General features: G+C 72.6%; 21 protein-coding genes and 2 pseudogenes. 11 read left to right on the top strand and 12 right to left on the bottom strand.

Annotated elements, in window-relative coordinates:
• The first annotated feature begins 109 nt into the window (after nucleotides 1-109).
• Nucleotides 110-538 carry a VOC family protein gene (locus OO54_RS13765; protein WP_033203147.1) on the top strand — a complete coding sequence of 143 codons (429 nt, stop codon included), beginning with the start codon at nucleotides 110-112 and terminating at the stop codon, nucleotides 536-538.
• A gap of 196 nt (nucleotides 539-734) precedes the next feature.
• A complete protein-coding gene (locus OO54_RS13760) occupies nucleotides 735-2,045 on the top strand; it encodes an MFS transporter (protein ID WP_234439229.1) in 1,311 nt (436 codons plus the stop codon).
• Nucleotides 2,046-2,168: 123 nt separating this feature from the next.
• Here the strand turns inward: OO54_RS13760 and OO54_RS13755 are convergent, their stop codons facing one another.
• Together OO54_RS13755 and OO54_RS13750 are read right to left on the bottom strand one after the other, a co-directional pair.
• Nucleotides 2,169-3,608, bottom strand: a complete 1,440-nt coding sequence (locus tag OO54_RS13755; protein ID WP_033203146.1) for an MFS transporter — start codon at nucleotides 3,606-3,608, stop codon at nucleotides 2,169-2,171.
• Nucleotides 3,605-4,813, bottom strand: coding sequence for a M20 metallopeptidase family protein (locus OO54_RS13750; RefSeq protein ID WP_033203145.1), 1,209 nt, complete (start codon nucleotides 4,811-4,813; stop codon nucleotides 3,605-3,607). Before OO54_RS13750 ends, OO54_RS13755 begins: the two co-directional genes overlap by 4 nt.
• Before the next feature lie 111 nt (nucleotides 4,814-4,924).
• On the opposite strand from OO54_RS13750, the gene OO54_RS13745 reads away from it, so the two are divergent.
• Nucleotides 4,925-6,001: an Lrp/AsnC family transcriptional regulator gene (locus tag OO54_RS13745; RefSeq protein WP_033203144.1), complete on the top strand. Its 1,077-nt coding sequence runs from the start codon at nucleotides 4,925-4,927 to the stop codon at nucleotides 5,999-6,001.
• A gap of 25 nt (nucleotides 6,002-6,026) precedes the next feature.
• Here OO54_RS13745 and OO54_RS47360 read toward each other — a convergent pair.
• A pseudogene (locus OO54_RS47360) lies at nucleotides 6,027-6,440 on the bottom strand (sulfatase-like hydrolase/transferase); the annotation flags it as partial.
• A gap of 545 nt (nucleotides 6,441-6,985) precedes the next feature.
• On the opposite strand from OO54_RS47360, the pseudogene OO54_RS43565 reads away from it, so the two are divergent.
• A pseudogene (locus OO54_RS43565) lies at nucleotides 6,986-7,557 on the top strand (LuxR C-terminal-related transcriptional regulator); the annotation flags it as partial.
• Between the two features lie 10 nt (nucleotides 7,558-7,567).
• Here OO54_RS43565 and OO54_RS13740 read toward each other — a convergent pair.
• Nucleotides 7,568-9,301 carry a sensor histidine kinase gene (locus OO54_RS13740; protein WP_033203143.1) on the bottom strand — a complete coding sequence of 578 codons (1,734 nt, stop codon included), beginning with the start codon at nucleotides 9,299-9,301 and terminating at the stop codon, nucleotides 7,568-7,570.
• 281 nt (nucleotides 9,302-9,582) lie between these two features.
• Between OO54_RS13740 and OO54_RS13735 the strand changes: the two genes are divergently transcribed.
• Entirely contained in the window at nucleotides 9,583-10,569 is a 987-nt protein-coding gene (locus OO54_RS13735; protein WP_033203142.1) for an Acg family FMN-binding oxidoreductase, read from the top strand.
• 111 nt (nucleotides 10,570-10,680) lie between these two features.
• On the top strand, nucleotides 10,681-11,592 hold the full coding sequence (locus OO54_RS13730; protein ID WP_051786927.1) for a potassium channel family protein: 912 nt from the start codon (nucleotides 10,681-10,683) through the stop codon (nucleotides 11,590-11,592).
• 51 nt (nucleotides 11,593-11,643) lie between these two features.
• Here OO54_RS13730 and OO54_RS13725 read toward each other — a convergent pair whose 3' ends face one another.
• Entirely contained in the window at nucleotides 11,644-12,564 is a 921-nt protein-coding gene (locus OO54_RS13725; protein ID WP_063738280.1) for a universal stress protein, read from the bottom strand.
• Nucleotides 12,561-13,466, bottom strand: coding sequence for a universal stress protein (locus OO54_RS13720; RefSeq protein WP_051786926.1), 906 nt, complete (start codon nucleotides 13,464-13,466; stop codon nucleotides 12,561-12,563). The genes OO54_RS13725 and OO54_RS13720 overlap by 4 nt, the downstream gene beginning before the upstream one ends.
• A 356-nt stretch (nucleotides 13,467-13,822) precedes the next feature.
• Here OO54_RS13720 and OO54_RS13715 point away from each other — a divergent pair, with 356 nt between their 5' ends.
• Nucleotides 13,823-14,701: a universal stress protein gene (locus tag OO54_RS13715; protein ID WP_033203141.1), complete on the top strand. Its 879-nt coding sequence runs from the start codon at nucleotides 13,823-13,825 to the stop codon at nucleotides 14,699-14,701.
• Nucleotides 14,702-14,732: 31 nt separating this feature from the next.
• On the opposite strand, the gene OO54_RS13710 is transcribed toward OO54_RS13715, so the two are convergent.
• The 6 genes from OO54_RS13710 to OO54_RS13685 form a co-directional block, all read right to left on the bottom strand.
• Nucleotides 14,733-15,020 carry an SHOCT domain-containing protein gene (locus OO54_RS13710; RefSeq protein WP_033203140.1) on the bottom strand — a complete coding sequence of 96 codons (288 nt, stop codon included), beginning with the start codon at nucleotides 15,018-15,020 and terminating at the stop codon, nucleotides 14,733-14,735.
• 62 nt (nucleotides 15,021-15,082) lie between these two features.
• Nucleotides 15,083-15,541, bottom strand: a complete 459-nt coding sequence (locus OO54_RS13705; RefSeq protein ID WP_200146583.1) for a DUF6325 family protein — start codon at nucleotides 15,539-15,541, stop codon at nucleotides 15,083-15,085.
• A gap of 150 nt (nucleotides 15,542-15,691) precedes the next feature.
• Complete coding sequence (locus OO54_RS13700) at nucleotides 15,692-17,761, bottom strand: SpoIIE family protein phosphatase (protein ID WP_051786948.1); 2,070 nt, start codon at nucleotides 17,759-17,761, stop codon at nucleotides 15,692-15,694.
• A gap of 253 nt (nucleotides 17,762-18,014) precedes the next feature.
• Nucleotides 18,015-19,802, bottom strand: a complete 1,788-nt coding sequence (locus tag OO54_RS13695) for an alpha/beta fold hydrolase (protein ID WP_033203139.1) — start codon at nucleotides 19,800-19,802, stop codon at nucleotides 18,015-18,017.
• A complete protein-coding gene (locus OO54_RS48305; protein WP_033203138.1) occupies nucleotides 19,799-20,419 on the bottom strand; it encodes a TetR/AcrR family transcriptional regulator in 621 nt (206 codons plus the stop codon). The genes OO54_RS13695 and OO54_RS48305 overlap by 4 nt, the downstream gene beginning before the upstream one ends.
• Before the next feature lie 238 nt (nucleotides 20,420-20,657).
• Nucleotides 20,658-21,110: a tetratricopeptide repeat protein gene (locus OO54_RS13685; RefSeq protein WP_033203137.1), complete on the bottom strand. Its 453-nt coding sequence runs from the start codon at nucleotides 21,108-21,110 to the stop codon at nucleotides 20,658-20,660.
• Between OO54_RS13685 and OO54_RS13680 the strand changes: the two genes are divergently transcribed.
• The 4 genes from OO54_RS13680 to OO54_RS13665 all read left to right on the top strand — a co-directional run bounded on the left by OO54_RS13680 (nucleotide 21,109) and on the right by OO54_RS13665 (nucleotide 26,556).
• The gene (locus OO54_RS13680) at nucleotides 21,109-21,699 is read left to right on the top strand and encodes a hypothetical protein (protein WP_033203136.1); all 591 of its coding nucleotides are present in this window, start codon (nucleotides 21,109-21,111) and stop codon (nucleotides 21,697-21,699) included. The two genes, OO54_RS13685 and OO54_RS13680, sit on opposite strands and share 2 nt — an antisense overlap.
• Before the next feature lie 252 nt (nucleotides 21,700-21,951).
• A complete protein-coding gene (locus OO54_RS13675) occupies nucleotides 21,952-22,218 on the top strand; it encodes a hypothetical protein (RefSeq protein ID WP_033203135.1) in 267 nt (88 codons plus the stop codon).
• 760 nt (nucleotides 22,219-22,978) lie between these two features.
• A complete protein-coding gene (locus tag OO54_RS13670; protein ID WP_342450914.1) occupies nucleotides 22,979-25,225 on the top strand; it encodes an ATP-binding cassette domain-containing protein in 2,247 nt (748 codons plus the stop codon).
• Nucleotides 25,222-26,556 carry a methyltransferase domain-containing protein gene (locus tag OO54_RS13665; RefSeq protein WP_418953246.1) on the top strand — a complete coding sequence of 445 codons (1,335 nt, stop codon included), beginning with the start codon at nucleotides 25,222-25,224 and terminating at the stop codon, nucleotides 26,554-26,556. Before OO54_RS13670 ends, OO54_RS13665 begins: the two co-directional genes overlap by 4 nt.
• Nucleotides 26,557-26,576: the final 20 nt, after the last annotated feature.

Genomic DNA, 26,576 nt, shown 5'->3' with positions numbered 1-26,576 from the left:
GCCCCCGGACAGGGGCGATCGGCAGCGGCCGTGCCCCTGCCAAGTGCGGTCGGAGCGCCCTGGAGAAAATGGGGAGGGTGCCGCGGAGACCCGTTGATATGGTGCGCCGATGTCAGCGATCAGGAAGTTCCAAGTCACCTTCGACTGCGCGGAACCCGAGCGTCTCGCTCGCTTCTGGTGCGAGGTGTTGGGGTACGTCGTACCGCCGCCGCCGGCGGGGTTCGACACGTGGGACGAGTACAGGGTTTCGCAGCCGCCGGAGGAGCGGGATGCGTGGTTCGCCTGCGTCGATCCTTCGGGTGTGGGCCCGCGCCTGTACTTCCAGCGCGTCCCCGAAGGAAAGGCCGCCAAGAACCGGCTGCATCTCGACGTGCGCGTGGGCACCGGGCTCGTGGGCGAGGAGCGCCTCGCCGCTCTTGAGGCCGAACGCGCGCGACTGGTCCCTCTCGGCGCGGTGCACGTGCGCACGCTGTACGACGGCAATGACGCGTGCATCCCGATGCTCGACATCGAGGGAAACGAGTTCTGCATCGACTGATCGCGTTCCCCGGGCCGGAGGTGTGGGAGGCGCCGCCTCGCCGTGTGCGCGGCGGCTCGACCGGCGCCCGACCCGAGGTCCGTAGCCTCCGGGTACATCTCGCGTCGGCCGGTCCGCGGTGACGCGGATGCCGAGGAGGGTGAGGGATCCGGTGGGTGGCTGGGGGGCCGGTGGCGGCGTGGAGGGGCGCGGGCGCGTGCGGGTTCCCGGGCGGTTCGCGTTCGCCGGGCGTACCGGAACCGCGAGCGCGGGCGGCGGGGTCTTCCGTGCCTTGCGGGTGAGGGACTTCCGGTTGTTCGTCCTCGGCCAGATCGTGTCGGTCGCCGGTACGTGGATGATGGTCGTCGCGCAGGACTGGCTCGTGCTCGGACTGACGGCCGGCTCGGCGAGCGCGCTGGGTACGGTGACGGCGCTGCAGTTCGCGCCCCTGCTGCTGTTCACGCTGTACGGGGGGCGACTCGCGGACCGGTATGACAAGCGGGCCCTGCTGACGGTCGTGAACGTGCTGTCGAGCGTGGTCTCGCTGGCCTTGGCGGTGCTGGTGCTGTCCGGTGAGGTCCGGCTGTGGCACGTGTACGTGTTCGCGAGTGTCCTGGGCGTGGTGAACTCGGTCGAGGTGCCGACGCGGATGGCCTTCGTCGGGGAACTCGTGGGGTCGGACCTGCTGCCCAACGCCTCGGCGCTCAGCGCCGCGTACTTCAACGTCGCCCGGGTCGTGGGCCCCGCCCTGGCAGGTCTCTTCATCTCGGCGGCCGGTGTCGGCTGGGTGATGCTGGTGAACGCGGCGAGCTACACGGCCACCGTCGTCGCGCTGCGCCTGATGCGGGGCGGCTCCGCGAGGGCACCGCGGCGCGGTGACCGGGTGCGGGTGTGGGACGGCTTGAAAGCGGCGGGCCGATTCGATCTGGCGGTGCCACTGGTGCTGGTGGCGGTGGTGGGACTGTTCGGTCTCAACTTCCAGTTGACCCTTCCGCTGCTGGCGGCGCAGGTGCATCACGCCGACGCCTCGACGTTCGGCGTGGTGACCGCCGTGTTCGCGGCCGGGTCTCTCGTCGCGGCACTGATGACGACCATGCGACGGGGCCGTCCGTCGGCCGGACTGGTGGCGGGCGCCGCCATCGGCTTCGGCGTACTGGAGACCGCGGTGGGCGTCGTGTCGTCGTACGGGCCGTCCATGGTCCTGCTGTTCCTCACCGGCGGCGCCGCGATCTACTTCGCCCAGGCCGCCAACCACCGCGTCCAACTGGGCGTTCCCCCCGAGCTGCGCGGCCGGGTCCTCGCCCTGTACACCCTCATCCTCCAGGGGTCGACGCCGCTGGGAGCCCTGCTCGTGGGCTCGCTCGCCGAGCACTGGGGCGTGCGGTGGGGGTTCGCGGCCGGCGGTCTCGTGTCGCTGGCGGCAGGCCTCACGGCCGTCGCCGCCGGGCGCGGCGGCAGGACCGGGGCCGTACCGGCCGATTCCGTGGCGCGGGAGCGGGAGGCGTCGGAAGAGCGGGCTCGGTCGTAGGGAGCCGCTCGGAACAGGGGCCGTACCGGGGCCGTGGAGGTGTGGCTGCCGGCCGCGGCGGCCTGGGCGTCTCAAGGACAGGGCCGTGGCGCACGGCGCGCTTCTCCGCCGTGCGCCGTCCCGTCAGTCGCGTCCCGCCCGCCGGGCCACGACCGTGACCGCCGCCGCGCCGAAGGCGAGGACGGCGCACAGCAGCCAGACCGTCACGTAGCCCGACTCCGCCGGCGTCCCGTCGCCGGGGCCGGGCCCCGCCGACGCGGCCAGCAGGGTGACGATCACTCCGCCCGCGACCGCGCCGCCGAGCGTCTTGGCGTTGTTGTACAGGGCGGTGGTCACACCGGTACGGGAGGGGTCGCTGCTCTCCGCGATCACGGTGGGCAGTGCGCCGAGCGCCACCCCCATCCCGAGTCCCGCGAGCACCTTGGCGGCCACCAGCTGCCACACCTCGGCGTGCAGGACGGCCGTGACGAGGAAGCTCGCGCCGATCAGGGCGAAGGCGAGGGCCAGCGCCGGAACGTAGCCGAGACGTCCCGCGATGCGCGCCGTGAGCGAGGAGGTGACGACCGCCGTCACGGCCGCGGGCAGGGCCACGAGGGAGATCTCCAGGGCCGAGAGCCCGAAGCCGTACCCGGTACGGCCCGGGTCTGCGGCCAGGAACGTGGCGTCCGGCGACAGGCTGCCGAAGTACACCACTCCGAAGGCGACGGCGCACAGGAAGAACGGCGCGACCCTGCGGTCGGCCAGCGCTCGGACGTCCACCAGCGGCTCCGCCGTGCGCAGTTCGACCACCACCCAGGCACTGCCGAGGAGCACCGCGAGGAGCAGCTGGCCGAGCACCGCCCCGGACAGCCAGCCGGCGTCCTTCGCGGCGGAGACACCGGAGAGGAGCAGCACCATGGTCAGGCTCAGAAGCGCCGCCCCCGGCCAGTCGAGCCGGCCGCCGCCCGTGCGCGCGGACTCCGGGATGACCAGGAAGGAGACGGGGACGCAGAGTACGGCGAGCACGGCCGGCACGAGGAGCGTGGTCCGTACGTCCCCGGTGGCCTCGTGGACCGCGCCCATGACGACCCCGCCCAGCAGGGTTCCGAGGGCGAGCGCCCCGACGAGCCGCGCGATCGCGGAGCGGGCCGGGTCCAGCGGCAGCCGGTCGCGGACGAGCGCGATCTCCAGGGGCAGCAGCGCGGCCAGCGGCCCCATCAGCACCCTGCCCGCGAGCAGCACCGGGAGGGACGGGGCGAGCGCCACGAGCAGGGTGCCGGCGGCGACGCAGACGAGCGCGCCGCGCAGCACCTTCCGGTGCCCGTAGAGGTCGCCCAGTCGGCCGAGGACCGGTACGGACACGGCGGCGGCGAGCAGCTGCGCGGAGATCACCCAGGTCAGCTCGGCGTCGGGGATGCCGAGCTCACGCCCGATCTCCGGCAGCAGCGGAGCGATCCCGCCCTGGAGGAAGCCGCTCGTCAGCTCGAAGAGGACCAGGAGGCCGACGACGGCGCCCACGGACGCGGGACGCTCCGGCGCCACGGCGGTCGGGGGCGCGGGAGGAAGGGAACCGGTCGGTCTCACGGGCGCTCCTCGGTGGTTCCCTGAAGGCGGCGGGCGGCGAGGTCGGCGAGCAGGACGGCCGCGTCGAGGACGGCGCGGTCGTCGAAGACGGCTCGGGGCGAGTGGTTCATGGGGGCGGTGGCCGGGTCGCGGTCCGGTGGGCAGGCGCCGATGCCGAGGTACGCGCCGGGCACCTCGCGCAGTACGAAGGAGAAGTCCTCCGCCCCGGTCAGCGGGCGCGGCGCCTCGAAGGCGTGGTCCGAGCCCAGGAGTTCCCGGGCGGTGCGGAGGGCGAAGGCGGCCTCGTCCGGGTCGTTGACCGTGACCGGATAGTTCTCCCGGTAGTCGATCTCGGCGTCGACGCCGTGCGCGGCGGCGACGCCGCGGACCGTCCGCTCGATCCCGGCCCTGACCCGGGCCTGGGTCTCGACGGAGAAGGATCGTACGGTCGCCTCGAACTCGGCGTGCTCGGGGATCACGTTGCCCGCGGAGCCGGCGTGCAGCGAACCGACCGTCACCACCGCCGGGTCGAAGACGTCCACGGTGCGGGTGACCATCGTCTGCAGGGCCGTGACCATCTCGCACACGGCCGGCACCGGGTCCTTCGCGGAGTGCGGCGACGAACCGTGGCCTCCCGAACCGCAGACCCGGACCGTGACCGCGTCGGAGGCCGCCAGCATCGGGCCCGGGCGGACGGCCGCGAAACCGGTGGGGAGCAGCGTCGAGGTCACGTGGAGCGCGTACGCCGCCACGACCCGGCTTCCGGCGGCGTCGAGGACCCCTTCCTCGATCATCAGGGCGGCACCGCCCATGCCCTCCTCCCCCGGCTGGAACATGAGGACGACATCGCCCTCGAGCTCGTCCCTCCGCGCGGCGAGCAGCCGCGCCGCACCGACGAGAGCCGCGGTGTGCAGATCGTGCCCGCACGCGTGCATCCGACCGGGGACCTCCGAGCCGTACGGGACGCCGCTGTCCTCCTGGACGGGCAGGGCGTCCATGTCCCCGCGCAGCAGGACCGCGGGGCCGGGCCGGCCACCGCGCAGCACCGCGGTCACCGAGCTGAGGCGCTTCCCCCGCGTGATCTCCAGCGGCAGACCGTCGAGCGCGTCGAGGACCTTCCGCTGGGTGAGCGGCAGGTCGAGGCCCAGCTCGGGTTCGCGATGCAGGTCGTGACGCAGCCGGATGAGGGAGTCTTCGAGGACGAGGACGTCGCTGTGCTTGAACATGGCGGGTATAGTGCCGATCCCCCCGGTCACCGCCACCCAGGCGCAGGGATCCACCGGATAGGGCTGATCGTTTGCAGGAAACAGCCGAACCACGGAAGGTGAGAAGCGGCCGTGCTCGACGAACTCGACTACCTCCTCGTCACCGCGCTCCAGATCGCCCCCCGAGCGGACTGGCAGACGATCGGCGACGCCCTCGGCCTCGACGCGTCGACCGTCGGACGCCGGTGGGCGCGGCTGACGCGGGCCGGCCACGCGTGGATCAGCGTCCATCCGGCGGCGCACGCCCACGCGCCCTCGGTCGTCGCCTTCATCGAGGTCGACTGCGCGGCCGGCCGGCTCCCCGAGGTCGCCGCCGAGATCGCCGAGGATCCTCACGTGTTCACCCTCGAACACGTCAGCGGCGGCCGGGACCTGCTCGTGACCGCCGTCTTCACCGACCAGGCCGAACTCGCCCGCTACGTCGGCTTCCGCCTCGGAGCCCTCGCCGGGGTGGTCTCCTCACGCACCCAGGTCGCCACCGCCCTCCACACCGAGGGGAGCCGATGGCGCCTCGACCGGCTCACCGAGGACCAGCGCCGACGACTCGCACCAGCGACGACCGCCGGGCCCGGACCGCAGGGCGGCAAGCTGCTCCGGGGCCGGGACCTTGAACTCGTACAAGCACTCAGCGAGGACCCCCGGCAGCCCGCCGCGCGGCTCGCCGAGCGCACCGGCCTCAGCCCCACCACCGTCCGCCGCCGGCTCGACCGGCTCGACGCCGAGCACTCCCTCGTCTACCGCTGCGAGGTGGCCCGGACCCTCTCCGGCTGGCCGGTCTCGGTGTCGATGTGGGCCGCCGTACCGCAAAGCCGGGCCCGGTACCTCGCCGAACGGATCGGCGCCCTGCGCGAGATCCGCCTCTGCGCGTCCCTCTCCGGCCCGCACAACCTGCTGCTCGCCGCCTGGCTGCGCTCGGTCGACGACATCGCCTCCTTCGAGTCACGCCTCACCGAGCGCTTCCCCGAACTCGCCGTCGCGGACCGGGCGCTGACCCTCTGGCCGATCAAACTGGGCGGCCACCTCCTCGACCCGCAGGGCCGCCACCTGCGCGCCGTCCCCCTCGGCCCCTGGCACGACCCGCGCTCCGAAGCCGCCGAAGCGGCACTCCTCGACCGCCTGCGCACCCCACCGGGGCCGTCCCGGATCTAGGAGGCGTCTTGCCGATCAGGGCGGAATCGCGGTGGTCGGTGGTGAAGACGACGACGGTGCGGTCGGCCTGGCCGGACGCTTCGCGCGCGTCGAGGACGAGTTCCACGCCGCGGTCGACGTCTCGAAGCGCGTTGAGGTAGAAGTTCAGGCCGTCGTACCAGTGCGCCTCGTCGGCCACGGGCCCGAAGACGGTGTCGAGCATCCGCGCGTACTCGGCGACGGCCGGCGCCGCGCCGGACAGGTCGTCGTGCAGGCTCGCGGGCAGGTCGAAGTCCCAGCGCTTCCGGTACACCGGGATGTCCGCCGCGGCCTCGGCGACCACCGCGTGGGCGAGCCCGAACGGCAACTCGACCTGCGCACGGCCGCCGCAGTCGAAGCTCATGATGTCGTGCGGGTTGACGAAGTCGACGGCCGTGAACCACGGCTGGTCCTCCGCCACCACGGACGCCCGGTCGCGCAGCCACCGTACGGCCTGCCCTGCGATCACGGGGTCGATCTCCAGTCGGATCGAGCGGCCGGATGTACGGCATGTTGTCGTTGTCGTAGATCTCCGTCACCGGCAGGTGCTGCCCGCCGTAGAGCACGGAACGGGCGGAGCTGCACATCGCCGACGCCGAGTAGAACCGTTCGAAGGTCGTTCCGCGCTCACCGAGCCGCTCGCGTGCCGGGAGCGAATGCCCGTCGGGCGGTCCCGCGCCCCGACGGGACCGCCGCGCGCTCCTCGTCGGTGACGACCAGAAGGATGTTGGGGCGACGTGTCATGGCGACTCGTCTCCGTCGTGCTCCGGACGTGCCGCACTCGCGCTTCGACTGCGGACGGGCGAACGCACGCGATCGGTGCGCCTGGGCCGAATCCAGGACGTGCACGCACCCGGCCCCGGCGAGGACGCGGCCGTCTGAAGCCGTCCGGGTGAGGACGCCGGAGCGGGCCTGAGCCGCGCTCCGCGGGAAGGCGAGGAGCAAGAGGCGGTCCGGGCCATGGAGGAGGTCGTCGGGGAGGCGTCCACGGCGGACCAGGCGCTGGCCAGGGGGCGGCGCTGCGGCCCGATGTGGCCGTTCTCGACGCGCCGCTTCCCGACGGCGACGGGATCGCCGTGTGCAGGGAGCTGCGGACGCGGATGCCCGGGATCGCGTGCCTGATGCTGACGTCGTTCGACGACGAGGACGCGCTCCTCGACGCGATCATGGCGGGGGCGGCGGGGCACGTCCTCAAGCAGATCAAGGGCGCCGATCTGGTCTCGGCGGTACGGACGGTGGCCACCGGGCAGTCGATGCTCGACCCGGCCGCCACCGCCCGGCTGATGCGTTCGCTGCGGACCCCGGAGGCGGCTGGACCGCCGGAGGACGAACGCCTCGCGGCGCTCTCCGAGCGGGAGCGGTCCGTGCTGGAGCTGATCGGAGAGGGCTTCACGAACCGGCAGATCGCCGAAAGGCTGTACCTCTCGGAGAAGACCGTCAAGAACCACATCTCACGGCTGCTCGCCAAGCTGGGTGTGGAGCGTCGGGTCCAGGCGGCCGTCATCGCCGCGCGGGTGCACGAGCACGAAGCCGGGGGAGGTAGCCCTCTCACTCCCGGTCGGACGGCAGCGGGACGCGCCATTCGAGTACGGTGCCGCCCGCGCCGTCCGGCCGCGCGCGAACCGACAGCTCCCCGCCCCAGCGCTCGGCCCGCTCGGCGAGGTTGCGCAGTCCGCTGCGGGCGCTGCCCGGGGGAACGCCGACCCCGTCGTCGCTCACCGTGACCGCGAGGACGCCGTCCTCGGCGACGACCGCGACCTCCGTGTGGCGGGCCAGGGCGTGCCGGGCCACGTTGGTGAGCGCCTCGCCGATGACCGCGACGACCTCCTCGGCCGCCGCCGCCGGCACGTCGGTGTCGAGGAGGCCCTCCATGCGCAGGGCCGGGGCGAACCCGAGCGTCGCGACGGCCTGGTCCACCGCTTTGACGACGCGGTTCCTGAGTTTCGGTGCGGAGCCGGGCGCCTCGTGCTCGCGGAGGCCGAAGATGGTCGACCTGATGATCTTGATGGTGGCGTCCAGGTCGTCGATCGCCCGGGTCAGCCGGTCGGCGGCCTCCGGGTGCACGACGAACCGGCGGGCGCTCTGCAACGTCATGCCGGTGGCGAAGAGTCGCTGGATGGCGAGATCGTGCAGGTCGCGGGCGATCCGGTCACGGTCCTCGAGGAGGCTCACCTGTTCGGCGTCACGGCGGCGCTCGGCGAGTTCGAGGGCGAGCGCCGCCTGTCCCGCGAATCCGGGGAGGGCGACGATCTCCGCGCCCTCGAAGCGGGGCCGTCCGTGGCGTCGGGCGAGGATGAGCACACCGCTGAGCCGTTCCTTCGTGCCGACCGTGACGGCGACCGCGGGGCCGAAGCCCTTCCAGCGCTCGGGCTGCACGGTGATGCGGGGGTCGTTCTCGACGTCCACGACGGTGATCAGGCCGTCCTGCGTGAGGGCCGCGGCGGCCAGAGTGCCGTCGCTGCTGGGCAGCACCACACCTCGGTGGGTCTCGGCGCCCTCACCGGTGGCGAGCGATCCGCGCAGCTCGCCGCGCGGGCCGACCAGGTAGAAGACCCCGATGTCGGCGGCGACGATGTCCACGGCCTGCTCCAGCATCCCGCCGAGGACCTCCGTCTCCTCCGCGCCGGACAGGAGGGCGCTGGTGATGTCCGAACTCGCGGCCAACCAGCGCTGGCGCAGTCGTCCCTCGCCGTACAGCCGGGCGTTCTCGACGGCGATGCCCGCCGCGACGGCCAGGGTCGTCACCACGGCCTCGTCCTCGGCGTCGAAATCTCCTCCGCCGCGCTTCTCGGTGAGGTACAGGTTGCCGAACACCTCGTCGCGCACCCGGATCGGCACACCGAGGAACGTGTGCATCGGCGGGTGGTGGGGTGGGAAGCCGTACGAGGCCGGGTGCTCGGACAGCTCCGTGAGGCGCAGGGACTCGGGGTTGCGGATCAGCTCGCCCAGGATGCCGTGCCCGGACGGCAGTGCGCCGATCCGCGCCCGCAGGTCGTCGTCGATGCCGATGGGGACGAACTCGGAGAGCCTCCGGTCGTCACCGATGACGCCCAGGGCTCCGTACTCGGCGTCCACGAGGGACACGGCGGCCTCCACGATGCCGCGCAGCACCTGCGACAGGTCCAGCTCCCGGCCCACCGACATGACGGCTTCGAGCAGCCCGTTGAGCCGGTCCCTGGTTCCCCTCACCTCGTCGATCCGCGCCTGCAGCTCGTCGAGCAGTTCGTCCAGCCTCAAGCGCGGCAGCCGCGCGGACGCGGACGCGGCGTCCTCCCGGGCCATCGAAACCTCCGGTCGCGTCGAAGGCGCGAACGGCACCCGTCGCACCCTCCTTCACGGTAGTCCGGATGCCGGGCCCGTTCCTGCTCGAATCGTCCGCATCACCGGTCCGGACGAGACGTACCGCGAGGGGCGGCTGCCTGCCCGGCCGTGCGGCGGGTGTCGCAGGGGCCCTCCCCGACGCGGGACCGGTCGGGCCCCACGGTGGCCCGTTCGGCCCTCGCCCGCCGCCGGCGGACCGACGACGGTTGTGAATGAATCCGCGCTCACAGACGGGACGAACCGTGTCCACCACCCCTCTGCCCCGGCCGCTCGTCGCCTCGCTCGTCGAGGACGCCGTGACCGCGCCGTCGATGCACAACGCACAGCCGTGGAGGTTCGTCCACCGGGCGGGCACCGATGTGATCGAGCTCTACGGCGACCCGTCGCGCGAGATGCCGCGCGAGGACCCCGACCACCGCGCCCTCCACCTCGGCTGCGGCGCCGCCCTCTTCGGCATGCGCGTCTCCGCCGCCCACCACGGCCGGGAGGCCGTACCGGTGCTGCTGCCGGTCCGTGAGGACCCCTGGCACTTCGCGGACGTCCGCATCCGGCAGGCCGTCGGCGACGAGGACCTGGCCGCGCTCCGGCCCGCCTTGCGTGAGCGGCACACCAGTCGGTTCCCCTTCACGGAGGAGCAGGTCCCGGCCGAGATCCTGGACGGCCTCCGTGCCGCGGCCCTCTTGGAAGGCTGCCGACTCGCCGTGCCGGGTGCCTGGCACACCGACACCGTCATGGGCCTCGTGCACGCGTCGGAGCTGTTCGAGACGGCGGACGAAGCGGTCCGTGCGGAGGTCGCCGCGTGGATCCGTACCGGCGCGAGCGGTGAGGGCTCCGCCTCCGAGGGAATCCCGGCGTATGCCTTCGGCCCGCGCCAGTACGACGTGACCTCCCCGGTGCGGGACTTCGACGCGCCCCGCCGCGTGGCCGACCGCCGCTCGGCCCGCTTCGAGAGGCGCCCCCAGCTCGCACTTCTGGGCACGGCCGACGACACCCCGAGGGACTGGTTGAAGGCCGGACAGGCGCTGCAGCACGTGCTGCTCCGCGCCACGCTCGACGGCCTGTCCACCTCCCTCATGTCCCAGCTCCTCGAATGGCCCGACCTGCGCTCCGACGCGCGTGATCCAGCCTCCACGAGCGGCTACGTCCACATGGTGCTCCGCCTCGGCTACGGGCCCCGCGGCGCAGCCACCCCTCGGCGGCCCGTCTCCGAGGTGCTCACCTTCGCCTGAGCCCCCAGGAGGACGGCGGTCAGCGGCGTCGCGTGGCCCCCGTGCGGAGGTCTGCCCGGTCGCGCATGCTCGAAGGACGTCCGGGCCGACGACCACCGACGAGGAGCCGGCATGACATGGCTGTCCACGCTGGCGGGGGCCGCGCTGGTGCTGTTCATCCTCCGGGACGTGTTCCACACGCTGTGGCACCCCACGCGCCACGGCGGCCTGAGCCGCACGGTGATGCGGTCGGTCTGGCGTCTGTCGGCCCTGCGCGCCACCCGGTGGCGGTCGGCGGGGATCGCGGGCCCCATGGGGATGATGACCGTCGTCGCCGTGTGGGCCCTCACGGTGGCCGTCGGCTGGGGCCTCGTCTACTGGCCCCGCATGCCGGAGGACTTCTCCTACGCCACGGGGCTCGACCCCGCCGAACACGCCGGTCCCGTCGACGCGCTGTACGTCTCGCTGGTCACCCTGGCCACCCTCGGCCTGGGCGACATCGCGCCGACCTCGGGGTGGCTGCGCACCCTCGCCCCGATGGAGGCCCTGGTGGGCTTCGTCCTGCTGTCGGCCACCGTCGCCTGGATCCTCGGCGTCTACCCGGCGCTGGCCCGGCGCAGGGCCCTCGCCCTGAGGCTCTCGCACGTGCGGCGCAGCCCGAGCTCCGCGCGGGCGATCGACTCCGACGGCGGCGCCGCGCTCCTGGACGGCCTCGCTTCCGCCCTGTCCACGATCACGGTCGACTTCCTCCAGTACGCCGAGTCGTACTACTTCTACGACGGGGACGAGAACACGTCCCTGCCCTGCCAGCTCGGTTACGCCTCCGACCTGGCGAACCGAGCCGCCTCGGCGCGCCACCCGGACGTCCAGCTCTCGGCGGCGGTGCTGCGTACCGCTCTCGACGACCTGGCCACGGTGCTCGACGAGCGCTTCCTGCGCACCGGCGGGACACCCGAGCACGTCTTCTCGGCCTACGCCGACGACCACCGGCGCTCGCGGGGGCCTGGCGGCCCTCCCCCGGCCGACGGGAGCGGACAGTCCTGAGAGACGGGGTCCTCGGCCCCTTCCTGCGATCGCCAGGACGTGCCGAAGGCGTCAGCCCCTCGGAGGCTGTCGGTCCTTCCTGTGCCGCGAGGGTCCGGCCCCGGGAGGGGTGCCGCCCGCCTCTCCCGCGCCGGGAAGGGGGACGGTGATCACGGGGCAGGCGGCGTGGTGCAGCAGTCCGCGCGCCGTGGATCCGAGCCGGATGCCGGAGTACCCGCCGCGGCCCCTGCGTCCGACCACGACCGCGAGGGCCTCGCGGGAGACACGGGTGAGTTCCTCGACGGGGTGTCCCCGGATGATCACGTGGTCCACGGCGACGTCCGGATGGCTTTCGGTGCAGCCGGCGACCGACTCCGCGAGCAGCCGCCGACGGTCGGCGGAGTCCTCGATCTCGTCACCGCGGGACAGCAGGGGACGGGGCCAGGCCCTGACCGCCATGAGCCGTGCCCCGCGCAGGCTCGCCTCCGCCACGGCGAAGGAGACGGCGGCACGGCAGTCCCCGCTGCCGTCGACGCCGACGACGATCACCGGCGGATGGACGGTCGTGTGCTCCGGTTCGCGGATCACGACGACCGGGCATTCGGCGCGTGCCGCCAGCGGGACGATCACCGAGCCCTCGCTGAGGACTTCAGCGACCCTGCCGAGGCGCCGTGAGCCCACCACGGCGAGTGCGGCACCCCGTGTCCTGTCGAGCAGCACGGTGGCGGGGGCCCCGTCGGCGAGATCCGTCGCGGTCCACAGCCCCTCGTGCAGTTCCCGCACGAGGTCCTCGGCGTTGACGAGCGCCGACTCCGCGCGGATGCGCAAGGAGCTCTGGTGGGCGACCGCACCGTGGCGGGGCCGGTCGTGGACCGGCGGGACGGCGACGACCAGGCGCAGCCGGGAAGCCCTGCGAACGGCTTCGTCGGCGGCCCAGACGAGAGCCGGGACGGACAGTTCACGGGGGTCGATGCCGACCAGGACCTCGCTCACGGCCCCTCACCCCTCGACGCGTAGCCGGACGGAACGACCTCCACCGGGCAGTGGGCGTGATGGATCAGGGTGTGGGCGACGCGGCCCAGGGAGGGCCCGACGCCGAACCGTCGACGGCTGCGGCCCATCACCAGCAGGTCGGTGCGGCTGCTCGCGTCGATCAGGATTCCCGGCGTGCTCGTACCCGTCTCCACGTGGTGCGCGACGATCAGCTGGGGGTAGAGCTCGCGCACCCGGTCGGCGAGCGACTTCACCTCCCGCACGCGCCGACGGGCGATCCCGTCGAGGTCGTCGACCATGGTGGCGACGCTGCCCACGTGCGTGAGCACGTTCCACACGCTCACGATGCGCAGCGCCGCCTTGCGGGCATCGGCTTCGGCGGCGGCCAGCAGGAGCCAGTCGAGGTCCGTCTCGTCGTGTACGGCCGCCGTCACCGAGCCCGCCTCGGGCCGCTCGCTCTCCCCGCGCACGACGATCAGGGGCACCTCGGCCCGGGCCGCCACGCCCAGACCCACGGAGCCGAGCAGGAGGGCGGAGAAGCCGCCGAGACCCCGGCTGCCCACCACGATCGTCCCCCGGGCGCCGGCGGCGTCCCGCAGCCCCGCGACCGGCTCCAGACGGCTGAGTTCCCTGGTCACGGGAAGGTCGGGATGGCGTGCGTGGACCGAACCGGTCGTCCTGGTCAGCAGGTCGTGTCCCGCTCGGCGCACCGCCTCCATCGTCTCGGCGTCGGACCAGAAGGCGCGCCGGTCGATGTCCGCGGCGTGCACGAGACGCAGGGAACGGCCCCTGCGGTGCGCCTCTTCGGCAGCCCAGTGGGCGGCGGTGTGCGCGGAGGGGGACCCGTCGACTCCCACGACGAGATCGCCCAGCTCCGGCCGGACGGGACTCCCGCTGTTCATGGTTCCTCCTCCGGAACGCCCAGGCGCCGGGAGCAGCGGCCTGGAGCGGCCACCTCCCACAGTGGCACCGTGCCGGTGCCGGGGGGATGGGCCGGTCGGTCCCGGCTTCGACCCGGCCGGACCGACCGCACCCCCAGGGAGCCGGCGGTCACGGAAGGGGACCGTTCGGCACTTCTGCCGGGTGGGGCCGTGCGTCAGGGTGGATCCATGGGGACCGCCCGTCCCGTGAAGGAGGAGCTCATGCCGCGCCGTCTTCGAGGTGATGCCGCAGGACCACGCCTGGTGGGGGGCGTCTCGCTCTCCCGCACCCGGCTCACGTACGAGAAGGACGCCGTCTCACCGGGAGGTGGGCGGTCATGACACGGGGCGTCGTGGTCGGCGTGGACGGCACGGAGCAGGCGCGCGCCGCCGCCGAGTGGGCGGCGGACGAGGCCGTGCTGCGGGGCACCGGGGTACGGCTGGTGCACGCGAAGGAGCCCTCGCCGGACGTCATGCTGCCGCTCGTCGCCCGGGAACCCGACGAGTCATGGGCCGAGGACCTGCTCGCCCGTACGGCCGCCGGTCTGCGCGCGCGGCATCCCGGCCTCTCGGTCACCACCCGGCTGTCGGCGGCCTCCGGGCCCGTTCCGGCCCTGGTCGCCGCGGGCGAGGAGGGCGACCTGCTGGTGCTCGGCTCGCGTGCGCTCGGCAGCATGGCCGGCTATCTGCTCGGTTCGACCGGTCTGACGGTCGCCGGTGCGGTCGACCGGCCCGTCGTTCTCGTACGGGCACACGGCGCGACCGCTCCGCAGGGACCGGTGGCGGTGGGCGTGGACGTGCGGCAGGCCGCCGACTCGGTCCTGGGGTTCGCGTTCGAGGAGGCCGATCGGCGACATGCGCGGCTGCACGCCGTGTTCGCCCTGCAGCTGCCGCTCTTCGCGGGCCTCGGCCCCGCGATGGTGCCGGACATCCGGCTCGCCGTCGCGCCCGAGATCGAGCGGTCGCTCGACGAGCTCCTCACGCCGTGGCGGGCGAAGTACCCCGAGGTGACGGTGGTGGGCCGTGTACGGACCGGCTCGGCCGGAGCGGAACTGCTGGCGGCCTCCGGCGACGCGTCCCTCGTGGTGGTCGGCCGGCGCACCCGGCGTTCGACCCTGGGCGCGCACATCGGCAGCGTGGCCCACGCGGTGCTGCACCACAGCCGCGCGCCGGTCGCCCTCGTACCCCACGACCGACGCCACGACGGGCCGCGGTGAGCACCACCCGCCACAGCACCGCGTCGGCCGGTCAGGAGTTGAGGATCTTGTTCTTCTGCACCGCGAACTCCTCCTCGGTCAGTACGCCTTGCTCCTTCAGTTGTCCGAGTTCCTTGAGCTGCTCGATCTTGCTGCTCATGTCGGGTGCCGGTGCGGCAGGGGCGGGCGCCGCGGCCGGCGGCGGCGCGTACTGCTCGGCCGGGGCCGGTTCCTGCTGGGCCCAACGGCCCGCCTGGCGTCGCGAGACCCTGTTGGAGACGGCGGTCGCCGTCCCTGCCACCACTGCCGTACGCGCCACACCCCGGAGAAGTCCTGGCATGTCGTTCCTCCTTGGCCGTTGTTCTAGTGGATCGCTGTCCTGGTCCTGAGGGTCCGGGGACGTCAGGCGGCCGCGCTGCCGCCCTCCGCCTCCGCGGCCTCCAGCGAGGCCAGAAGAGCCTGTACGGGGATGCGCCCGCCGGCCACGAGCTGCGCACCACCGCGCCGCAGTTCCCGGGCGAGGGGCGCGGCCCAGAGGTTCTCGTAGATGAGAACACCGGCCGAGTTGCCCGGTTCGAGGGCCATCCCCGCCTCGTCGAGGTCGTCCTGCCCGAGGAGTCCGGACGAGGAGCCCTCGAACACGGACAGGTCCAGCTCGCCGTCCGCGTCGAGATCCCGCAGTTCCAGCGCGATGACGCTGCCGTCGGTGTCCTTGCGGACGAACGTGAAGTCGAGAATGCGGACGATGCCCCGGTCGACCAGATCGAGGAGCAGGGACATTCCCTTGCCCGTCATCCGGTTGCCCGGGAACTCGATGACCAGGTAATCGACGGGACCCATGTCCTGGAATTCGTTGCTCATCACCGCTCCACACACTGTTGGGAGGACTGACCGAGCCCAACCCCCGTCCCCGTCGCATCTCGGCGGGCGTGACCGGAGCCGGTACCGAACCCATTGCAGCATTCGTCGGAGCGCTCCGCACATTCACGGCGGGTGGCCCGTCCCACCGCCTCAGGGCGGGGTGCCGACGCGGGCGACGAGAAGGGCGATGTCGTCGTCCGAGGACGCCGGCACGAGGTGGGTGAGCAGGCGGTCGCAGAGGGCGGGCAGGGACGGGACGGGTCCGGCGAGCAGATCGGTCAGTTCGGTGAGACGGGCGTCGATGTCGCTGTTCCGGGACTCGACGAGGCCGTCGGTGTACAGGACGAGGACGCTGCCGAGGGGCACGGAGACCTCGGTGGTCGTGAAGGCGACGCCGCCGACACCCAGCGGCAGGCCCGGCGGTACGTCGATCAGGCGCACGGTGCCGTCGGGAAGGACGGCCACAGGGGGCGGGTGACCCGCACGGGTGATGCGGCAGCGGCCGGTGGCCGGATCGACCACCACGGACAGGAAGGTCGCGATCATCGGCTCGGCGAGGTCGCGCAGGGCGGCCTCCAGCTGGTAGAGCACGTCCTCGGGGTCGAGGTCGAGGCGCGCCAGGGCCCTGACGGTCGCGGAGAGCCGTCCCATCACCGCGGCGGCGGCGGTGCCGTGCCCCATCACGTCCCCGATGACGAGGACGGCCCTGCCGTCCTCCAGCGCGATGACGTCGTACCAGTCGCCGCCGACCTCGTTCACATCGCTGGCGGGCAGGTACCGGTGGGCGACCTCGATGCCCGGCGGAGGGGTGATGTGCTGCGGCAGCATGCTGCGTTGCAGCACGGCGGCCGTGTCGTGTTCACGGTGGTAGAGGCGCGCGTTGTCCACGCACACCGCGGCGCGGGCCGCCAGTTCGCCGGCGAGGTCGACCTCGTCCTTCGTGAACGGGCCGACCGGACGGGTCCGGTAGAAGGTGGCCAGGCCCAGCACCACGCCCCGGGCGAGCAGCGGGGTCATCATGAACGAGTGCACTCCCAGCCCGAGCAGCTCCGCGGGCCTCGATGAGTGGCCCGTCGCCGGTGCGATGGCCTGCTCGTCGAACTCGGGTACGACATAGGAGCGGCGCTCGCCGAGTGCCCGGGTGTAGGGCGCGTTGGCGGGAAACACGAGGGTGCGTCCCAGGGGGGCGAGAGCGGTGGTGACGGGTGATCCCGTCAGCGGGGCCTTGGCCAGCCGGCGCAGCATGGCGCCGCCCAGCAGGCCCGCGCCGACTTCGCCGTCGGCGGCCAGGGTCTCCAGAACGTCGACGGTGACGGCGTCCGCGAGGTCGGGCACCGCGATGTCGGCGAGCTCCTGCGCGGTGCGTTCCAGGTCCAGGCTGGTGCCGATCTTCAGCGTGGCCTCGTTCACCAGGGCGAGGTAGCGCCGGCTCGCCTCGGCTTCGAGCTGCGCCTGCTCCTTGGCGGTGATGTCGATCAGGGTGGCGGCCAGCCCGATCGGGCGTCCGTCGGTGTCCTCCAGCCGGACGTACGACCCGGACCACACATGGTCGTGGTCCGGGTCGGCCGGCGTGCGGCCCGTACGGCGGGAATCCAGGACGGGCTTACCCTCGTCCAGGGCCCGCCGCATCGCTCGCTCCATGTCCGCGGCGTTGACGTCGGGCAGGATCTCGGCCAGGCGCCGCCCGATGTGGGCGGCCTGCGAAAGACCGTTCATAGCCACCAGCGCCGGGTTGACGCGGAGGAACCGCAGCTGGGTGTCCAGGACCGCGATGCCGACCGGGGAACGGGTGAACAGTCCGTCCCACACGGCCGACGAGCCCCGGATCCGTCGTGCGGCCTCCGCCTCCGCGGCGAACACCAGCACCGTCGTCCCGCCCCGGTGCCGGGCCGGCACCGGACACGCCCAGATCTCCAGGTCCAGCGGGCGCCCCTCCCTGTGCCAGGCGGTCACCGTTCCCATGACCCCGCGCCCGGTGGCCGCGCCCTCCCACAGCGACCGGCCGAGGCTGCGGTCCGCACCCGGGTGGAGCAGGTCGGCGATGTGCCGGCCGAGCACCTCGTGCGGGGTGTAGCCGAGCAGGCCCTCCGCCGCGTGGTCCCAGCGGACGATCGCCCCGTCCGCGCCAGTGGCCACCACGGCGACCGGCAGGGCCCCCAGCCAGCCGCCCGCGTCCCGGGCCGCACTGGTGGTCACTTCGTCGAAGGGCACCTGCTCCATCGCCACCGCGATTCTCGTCGGTACGCACCCCTGGACGGCTGCCGTCCTCCTCAGTATGGGCGGGAGCCCACGGTTCGTCGCGCGGGCCGGACGGGCGGCCCCGTCCTCGTGGCCCCGCCCACGCTCGACGGGCGCCGACGGCCTCGGCGGCTTCCGGCTCGTCCGTGACCGCGGGGGTCGCGTGCTCCGGGCCGCGCGGCGCGATGCAGAACGAACAGGCCACCCATGACGGCGACGACGACGCTCGCGAGACCTACGCCTGACCCCGGCGCACCCCGCCCATGGCCAGAGCGACCTCTTCCGGGTGGGTCAGCTGGGGGTGGTGCCCCGCGCCGTCGATCACCGTCACGGTGGCGTGCGGCAGGGCGTCCAGCAGGGCCCGTCCGTCGGCGGCGAGCGGATCGCGGGAGCCGACGACGACGTGGACGGGCCCGGGGTGGCTCCGCAGCTTGGCCCGGAGGTCTTCGCGCCACCGCGCGTTCGCCGTGGCGGCGAGGAGCCGGGCGGTGGTGGCCGCGACGGTGCCGCGGCGAAGGTCCGAGACAGCGGATCGGAGCGCCGGCGCGTGGTCCGTGGTGCCGGTGAGCCGCTCGGCCAGCGCTGTGGGAGTCGCCCGGCTCAGGAGCAGACGGGTCAGGGGCGTCCACTGGACGGCGCGCGGCGGGCGGGCCTGGAGGAAGAACGGTGATACGAGTGTGAGTCGCTCCACCGCCTGAGGGTGCGCGGTCGCGGCCTCGACGGCGGCGGCGGCGCCGATGGAGTGGCCCACCAGGTGACGGGCGCCGGTCTCGGTCACCAGCGCGGTCGACCACGTCGGCCAGTCGTCGCGGCTCCCCGAGCTCATGCCCAGGCCCGGCAGGTCGACGGCGCGGGCGTGCCCGATCGCTGCGACGACGGGTGCCCAGGTGTCGGCGTTGACCGGCAGACCGGGCAGCACCACCGTCGGTGCGCCTGACCCGCCCAGTTCGAACGTCCGTATTCCGCCCGGCGTGATGAACCGCCTGTCACTCGCGGGGGCGCCGCCGAAGCGGTGGGCTGCCAGGTGGTCGGCCCAGCGGCGTACCGTCGTGGCGGTGTCCGGCATGGTGAGCCCGTGCCGGATGGCGAAGGCATGGGCCGAACCGGTCGGGTAGCGGTCGGTCGACAGGAACGTCAAGGTCTCCGGATCCGCCTTGGTGAGCCGGCGGGGAAGCCGCTTGAGCAGGGACGCCGGTATCCGCGCCCGGGGCGCTTTGACGCCGTAGTGCTCCGCCACGAGCGTGAGCAGGTCGGGGAGCGCGGGCGTGTCGTCGTCCAGCAGCCAGTACGCGGTGCCCTCCGTGGCCGACTCCGTCGGCAGCAGGGTCATGAACCGGGCGAGGTGGTCGGCCGCGATCACGGGGACGAATGTCTGCCCGTTGCCCGGGAGCGCGGGGAGCGCGCCCTCCCAGAGATCCTTCACGTTGGAGGCGAGCCCGAGGTACTGGTCGGACTCCCCGGTGGCGCTGTCCCCGATGACACTGGCCGGGTTGACGATGGACCAGGGGACGCCCAACCGCTCCGCCAGGTCGCGGAAGACGGCGTCCGCCTCCACCCGCGACGCCTCGTAGGGACCCAGTGTCCGATAGGTCTCGCGTCGGCGTTCCTCGCTCCACGCGCCGGATTCCATCCCGCCGACGCGGTACCCGGAGACCTGGACCAGCCGGCGCAGCGACGGCAGCCGCGCCGCGAACTCGACGACCGTGCGCACGCTGTCGACGTTGGCGCGACGCGCCTCCTCCACCTGCATCCCGAACCGGAAGGCACCGGCGCAGTTGTAGATCTCGGTGACGTCGCCGCACTCCCCCTCGATGAGCGACGCCCTGCTGTAGTCGACCCGAAGGTCGGCCGGTGCGCTGCCGTGCCCGCGCCCAGCCAGCCACCGAGCCAGCCGCTCGTAGGACTCCCGGCTCCGACTGGCCGTACTCACTCGTACACCGGCCTGCCCGAGCGCGAGCACCACATGGCGCCCGATGAAACCGCTCGCTCCCAGCACCAGTGCGTGCCGCTCGTCCGTGCTCACTCCGAGGCCTCCACACCCTGCGCCGCCAGCAGTACGTCGATCGCCTGGCCGGCGCAGCGCAGCGGGTCGGTGGACCGCTGCGCACGCGACACGATCACCGCCCCCTCCACCATGCTCACCACGGCGGTCGCCAGTACGCGGGCGACGGTACGAGGCCGTCCGTGCGCGACCAGCAACTCGCTCACCGGCGCGATCCACGACTCGAACGCGTCGGCACAGGCGCCGCGCAGCCGCTCGCTCTCCGCCCCCATCTCCAGAGTGACCACCGAGACGGGACACCCCAGCTGGAAGTCGCTTCCTTCGAGCATCCCGGCCAGTTCGTCGATCACACGGCCCAGCACCTCACCCACCGTGGCCGACGCGGACGCCGTGGCGGTGGCCGTGGCCGTCGACGAGCCGGTCACGAGAGAGCCGAACCGCGCGGCCGCCAGTTCGACCGCCCTCTCCCCCAACTCCTCCTTCCCCTGCGGGAAGTGGAAGTAGAGCGACCCCTTCGGGGCACCCGCGTGCTCCACCACCGCGTTCAGTCCCGTACCGCTGTACCCGTGCCGCTGGATCAGCTCCAGCATCGACTCCGCCAGCCGCGAGCTGGTCTCGGCTCCCTTGGTTCCAACCATGAACCCAGAATAGACCGGTCTACATATTCCGCAAGCCTGTCGGGACCACAAATGCGGCGGGGCACCCGGCCTGACGGGCACGACGGCGTGAAGCACGCCCCGCGCGAACGGGACGGCGAGTACGCCTCCCCTACGCGAAGCCCCACAGCAGACGCGGAGAGACGCCGAACGTCAGCCCTGTACCTGTTCCCTGAAGTGGATCAGATTGCGCCGGATGATCCGGACGTGCGGGTGCTCCTCACCGAGGACTCGCGTCATGACCACGAGCGGCTCGGCGAACGCCGCTGCCGCCGCCTCCGGGTCCCCCGCTTCGCCGCGCCAGTGAGCGAAACCGCCCCCAGCGGAGAGCACGGCGGCCCTCGCCGAAGACGACGACCGCGTTGGCGTGGGCGGCGATCGCCTCCTCTAACTTGCCCCTGTCCGTCAGGACCGTGCCCAGGTTGTTCAGAGCCGTGGCCTCACTGTGACGGTCGATGCCGAATTCCCGGATGAGGGCCAGAGCGAACCTGCGGCAGGTCTCCGCCTCCTCGGCCCTTCCCGCCTGCCGGTGAGCGGTGCCGAGGTTGCTCATCACCATGGTCCGCGCTTGGTGGTCACCGAGCTCGACCAGAATGGCGTCGGCCTTCTCGTAGCAGTCGATCGCCGAAACGCGGTGGCGGAGTCGTGCGAGCACGTGTGACGGTTCGGCCATGGGCAATTCCAGGGCTTATCCCGTCTTCCAGACCACCGACGCGGCAGCGGCGTACGCGCGGGCCGAGCATCTGCGCTCGTTGATGGCGGAGTGCGAGAGCAGGGCCGATCTCTACGCCGAGCTGCGAACGGTCGACGACGTACGGCGGATGCTCCCGATCCTGCCCGGGGGGATCTTCGACTACGCGGACATGCGCATCGGTCCGACGGGCGAGGCCCTCTCGTTCGACCTCGACGTGGCCGGCGCGGACGACGCCTCGCTGGAGGCGCACTTGCCACTGGACGTCATGGCGGAGGTTCCGACGGGGACGGTGGAGGAGCGCTTCATGGCTGCGCTCGGCCACGGCCTGGCCGATGTCTGCTGGCGCGGCTTGTGGCCGGCACGCCCGGAGACGGGCCAATACGCGAGCGCCAACGACGACGGAGTCCAGATCGTGTTCCACGCCGACGAAGCCCAGATCGGCCGGTGGACCGAACACCACACCGTCTTCGTCCACGGCGGTAGTCACCCCGGGGGCCTGACCCGAGCCCAGGAACTTGCCGCGCGCATCGGCAGCGAGGTCCTGGGCGAGCCGCAGCTGGGGTGGTGAGGGGCGGGTGGACACTGCTGCGGAGTGTCCGGTGGGCGATCACCTGCTCGGTCCGGGAGGGCGGGGCACGGAAGGTCGGACGAATCCGGTACGGAGGGTGTCGGCGAGCTCGTCGAAGCGGGCCACGGTCGCGTCGCGGACGGCCGTCCCGCGCGTTCGGGAACCTACGTGCAACCGGCCCGGACACCACAGGCGGGCGCCGGACCCCGTAGGCCGGATGACAGGCAACGGGGTGGCGTCCACACTGTGCCCATGCGAGTCGACGAGCCGATGAAACCGACCCTGACCAGGGTGCTCATACCCGTAGCGATCATCATTGCTGCGCCGATATTGCTGGTGGCCGGGGCTCCGATCCGCCGCCGCTACCTGCGGCACGTCTACGGCGAAGCCGCCCCGGCCGTCGTCGACAAGGCCAACGGGCGGGTGAGCATCCACTACTTCGTCTTGAGCAGTCGACTGCTCGACTGGCTCTGTGCGCCCACCGAAGCACTGTCACGGCTCGGCCGCGGCGGACGGTAGGGGACGAGGTAGCGGAGTCCGAGTCGGGCGGATCCGGGTGCGTCAACGGAACGCGTGGGACCGCAGGCTCGGACCGGGAGGCTCGAAGCTCGGCCCGTTCTCGTCGAGTGCGTTGAGAACGGTCACGCGCCCCGTCTCGAAGGCGAGGCCGGCGTCGACGTCTCGCCCTGCGCAGCCCGGCGCCGCGCCGGTTCCATGGCGGCGTTTCGGCCATGTCTTCGCCAGGGCACGGTCCTCTTGTCGCAAGGGTCGGTGCACTTGGCACGAACATGGATTCGCTCCGTCTCGGGGTTCGTACGACGTCCGAAAGACGTGTGTTCGACGGACTGGGGGTGGTCGTTGAGTTATCCGACAACCCGAGCCAAGTTCCTGTGGAGGACGTCATGAATCCCGTTCCCGATCGTCCTGGTGGTCGGCCGCTTGGGCGGTCCGGGGGCCTTGGGGGCGGTTCGAGGTCTCGTCGAGGTGATGGGGCGTTGAGCTCGGGGCGCGCGGAGGGGAGGTGGGGGGTGTGAGGAACGGCGGGGAGAGTGCGTCGGGGGGCGAGGCGGGCGGGCATTCGGCGTCCGAGGAGGTGTTGTTCGGGGGGCGGCTCGACTATGAGCAGGGGTGGAATCAGTACCGCGGGACCTGGGTGAAGTTGGGCATGTGGAGCATGGCCGTGGGCTTTCCGAGGCAGGTTGCGGTGGCTGTTCGGTTGGCGAGGGCGGCGGATCGCAGGGCGCTGTACACGGTGGGGGTCAGTGAGGTCGGGCGGGGGTTGACGCAGGCGCTCAGCCTGGTGGCGGTGAACGGGCTGCTGGGTGAGCTGCTGGCGGCGGGGGCGTTGGTGGATCGACTGAGGGCGTCGGTGCCGGCGTTGGTGGTCGTGTCGGTGATGGCGGTCGTGTCCTCGCTGTTGAAGTCGGCGTCGACCGCTTCGACGGGGGTGTTGGAGCCGAAGGTTCAGCGGGTGGCCACCGAGCGGTATCTGGGGCTGGTCGCGCGGGTGGAGATGGACGCGATCGAGGACGACGCGTTTCACAAGTTGATGGACTCGGCGCAGTGGGGGGCCGACGGGGCCCGCCGGATGGTGGGTTACTGCACGGCCGTCGTGGCTTCGGCGATCTCGCTGGTCGCGGCGGCGAGTGTGCTGACGGTGCTGCACTGGGCGCTGTTGCCGTTGTTGACCGCGATGGCGCTGCCCAGTGCGTGGGGGGCGTTGACGATGGCGAGGGCGCGGTACGCGAGTTGGCATCGGTTCGTGCAGCACACGCGTGCCGCGAAGCTGATCAGCCGCTTGCTGATCGACCAGCAGGCGGCGGGCGAGGTGCGGGTCCACGACGTGGGTCCCTTCCTGTTGGAGCACTTCCGGGGCATGGCGGAGACGAGTGAGCGGGAGCAGACCCGGCTCGCCTGGGTGGCGGCTCGTACCGGGCTGCTGGCCGACGGGGCTCGTGGTGTGGCGACGGTGGCCGCGTACGGAGTGCTGGGGCTGCTGCTGTGGAACGGACAGATGGCACTCGCCGTGGGTGGCACCGCCGTGCTGGCCATCCGCGCCGGATCGGCGAGCATCACGGACCTGGTGCTGCGGGTCACCGACATCCAGGAGGAGTCCCTGTTCGTCGCCGACCTGGAGCGGCTGTGCGTCGAGGCCGAGCGGCGTGCGATCCCGGAGACCGGCGTGGACGTGCCGGAGGACTTCGACGAGATTCGGTTCGAGAAGGTCGGCTTCTCGTATCACGGTGCCGACGAGCCGTCTCTGAGGGAGGTCGATCTCGTCATTCCCCGTGGCCGGACGGTGGCCCTGGTGGGGAAGAACGGTTCCGGCAAGTCGACCGTCTCGAAACTCCTGTGCGGTCTGCACCTGCCGGCCGAGGGGCGGGTGATGTGGGGAGACGTCAGTGCCGCCGACGCGTGCCGCGCCCGGATCTTCTCCCGGGTCGCGTTGGTCGCGCAGGACTTCCAGCGGTGGCCCTTCACCGCCCGCGTGAACATCGGCATCGGCCGCAGCAGTGTCGCCATGGACGATACGGCCATCGGGGCGGCGGCCGCGTACGCGGGAGCCGACGAGGTCATCGCCGGGCTCCCCCGCGGCCTCGGTACCTTGCTGGCCCGCGGCTACCGGGGCGGGCAGGAACTCTCCGGCGGCCAGTGGCAGAGGATCGGTCTGGCTCGGGGGAAGGCTCGTGAGGGTCAGGTCCTGATCGTCGACGAGCCGACCAGTGCGCTGGACCCGGCCGCCGAACAGCGTGTCTTCGACCAGATCCATCGGCTCGCCGGCACCGGCCAGACCACCGTCCTCATCACCCACCGCCTCCACAGCGTGCGCCACGCCGACCTCATCTACGTCCTCGATCAGGGTCGGGTCGTCGAGCACGGTACGTTCGCCGAGCTCATGGACCCGGCCACGAGCACGGGAGCGTTCCGGGAGGCGTACGAGCTCCAGGCCCGCCAGTTCACGAACCCGTCGGTGCCCGCACCGAGGCAGCCCGCCCCCGGAAGAGTCGGCTCGCTCAAGCCGGCGGGCCTCAGCCCGTCCGCGGTGGAGGCGGACACGGGTCCAGTCGCGCCTGCGGCGGGGCCGCCTGGGACCGTGCCGCACATCGTGGGCGTTCACCTGTACGTGGAGCGCGACGGTCAGGTCCTGCTCGGCCGTCGACATCCCGATTCGGTGTACGCGGGCGGGTTCCTGCACACCCTCGCCGGTCACTGCGAGGCGGAGTCGGCAACCGCGTGTCTGGTTCGCGAGGCGTACGAGGAGGCCGGGCTGGTCGTCGACCCGTGCGACCTCCGCCTCGTTCACACGGTGCACATGGTGGAGCACGGTGGCCTGCCGAGAGTCCAGTTGTTCTTCCGCGCCGACCGTTGGGAGGGCGTGCCGGAGGTTCGGGAGCCGGACAGGTGCGTCGGCTGGCAGTGGTGCAGCGCCGAGGACCTGCCCGAGCCGATCGTCCCCTACACGCGTGCGGCGATCGAAGGCATCCGGGCCGGACGGCCGTACACGGAGATGGGGTGGGTGCGTTGACCGACTCAGGGAGTACTGGTCTGTCCGGGGCCTCCGCCGACCCGAGCAGTCGGCGTGCCGCGCTGGTCCGGAGTCTCGAAGCCGAGGGCGAGCTCAGCGACCCGCGTCTGCGGGACGCCCTGCTGCGGCTGCGCAGGGAGGTCCTGCTTCCGCACGCCTATGTACGGGTCAGCGGTCCGGCCGCGGATCCGATCGATTGGCGGCTCCTCGACGGCGGCCATCCCGACGACCGGGAGGAGTGGCTCGACCTCGTGTACGACGGGGACTCCGTCCTTCTTCAGCGGGACGGTGAACCCCTCGACGCGCTGGGGCGCGGGCCGGTCACCGGCGGCCACATGACCTCGATGTCCACTGGGCTCCTGGCCACCGTGAAGGCGCTGGAGACGCTGCGGATCGAGCCCGGGCAGCGATTCCTGGATCTCGGGCCGGGTCCGGGCGTCTCCCTCGCGCTGGCCGCCGCCGTCGTCGGCCCCGGCAGGGCTTTCGGCGTCGAACGGGACCGGCACATGGCCGCGTTCGCGCAGCGGAACCTGGACCGGCTTGGGCTCGGCGTGCAGGTGGTGACCGGTGATGCGATCGACGGGCATCCGGCCTCGGGTCCGTACGACCGGGTCCATTCCGGGTTCGGGGTTCCCAGTGTTCCGGCGGCGTGGATCGACCAACTCGCTCCGGGTGGCAGGTTGGTGACGACGCTGGCGACCAGGACGCCCAGCTGGCCCGGACAGCTGCTGGTCACCCGGACACCGCGGGGCCGGCCCGAGGCCGTGCTTCAGGGCGGTCAGCGTGGTACCCGGCCGTTGCTCGGCTACCGGTGGCTGACCTCCGTCCACCACCGTCCCCGTATCGAGGCGGACCCCGGTCGGCCGCGCGCCACGCGGCTCGCGCCGCCGGATCGGGACGCGTACGGCTTCTGGCTCGCGGCCGCGTACCTCGCCGAGGGGCTCGTGTGGGACTTCCAGGAGGGCGTGATGAGGATCGTCGCGCCCGACGACGACTCCTGGGCCGTACCCGGCCCCGGAGAGGGGACGGTGCGTGTGCGGGGACGGCGGGATGTGTGGGCCGACCTCGAAGCCGTTCACGAGCGGTGGGAACGCGCGGGACGGCCGGACGCGTACCAGGTGGACCTCTCCGACGGCGGCGGGCCGCAGCACGTCACCTCCGGCGGCGGCGCGCGTGCTCTGGAGTGGACGCTGCCCGCGCTCGCCACCGCCGCTCCCGCGAGCTCCGCCCACGCACGATCACTGCCCGAGCAATACGGCGAAGGGGCCGGACCGGTGGAACAGGCGGAGTCGATCGTGCCGCCGATGCGGCGAGCGGGAGGAGGCGCGTGAGCGGCGGAGGGCGGCATACC

Source organism: Streptomyces wedmorensis (assembly GCF_000716445.1).
GTDB lineage: Bacteria > Actinomycetota > Actinomycetes > Streptomycetales > Streptomycetaceae > Streptomyces > Streptomyces wedmorensis.
This window is presented reverse-complemented; position numbering and strand designations above follow the sequence as displayed.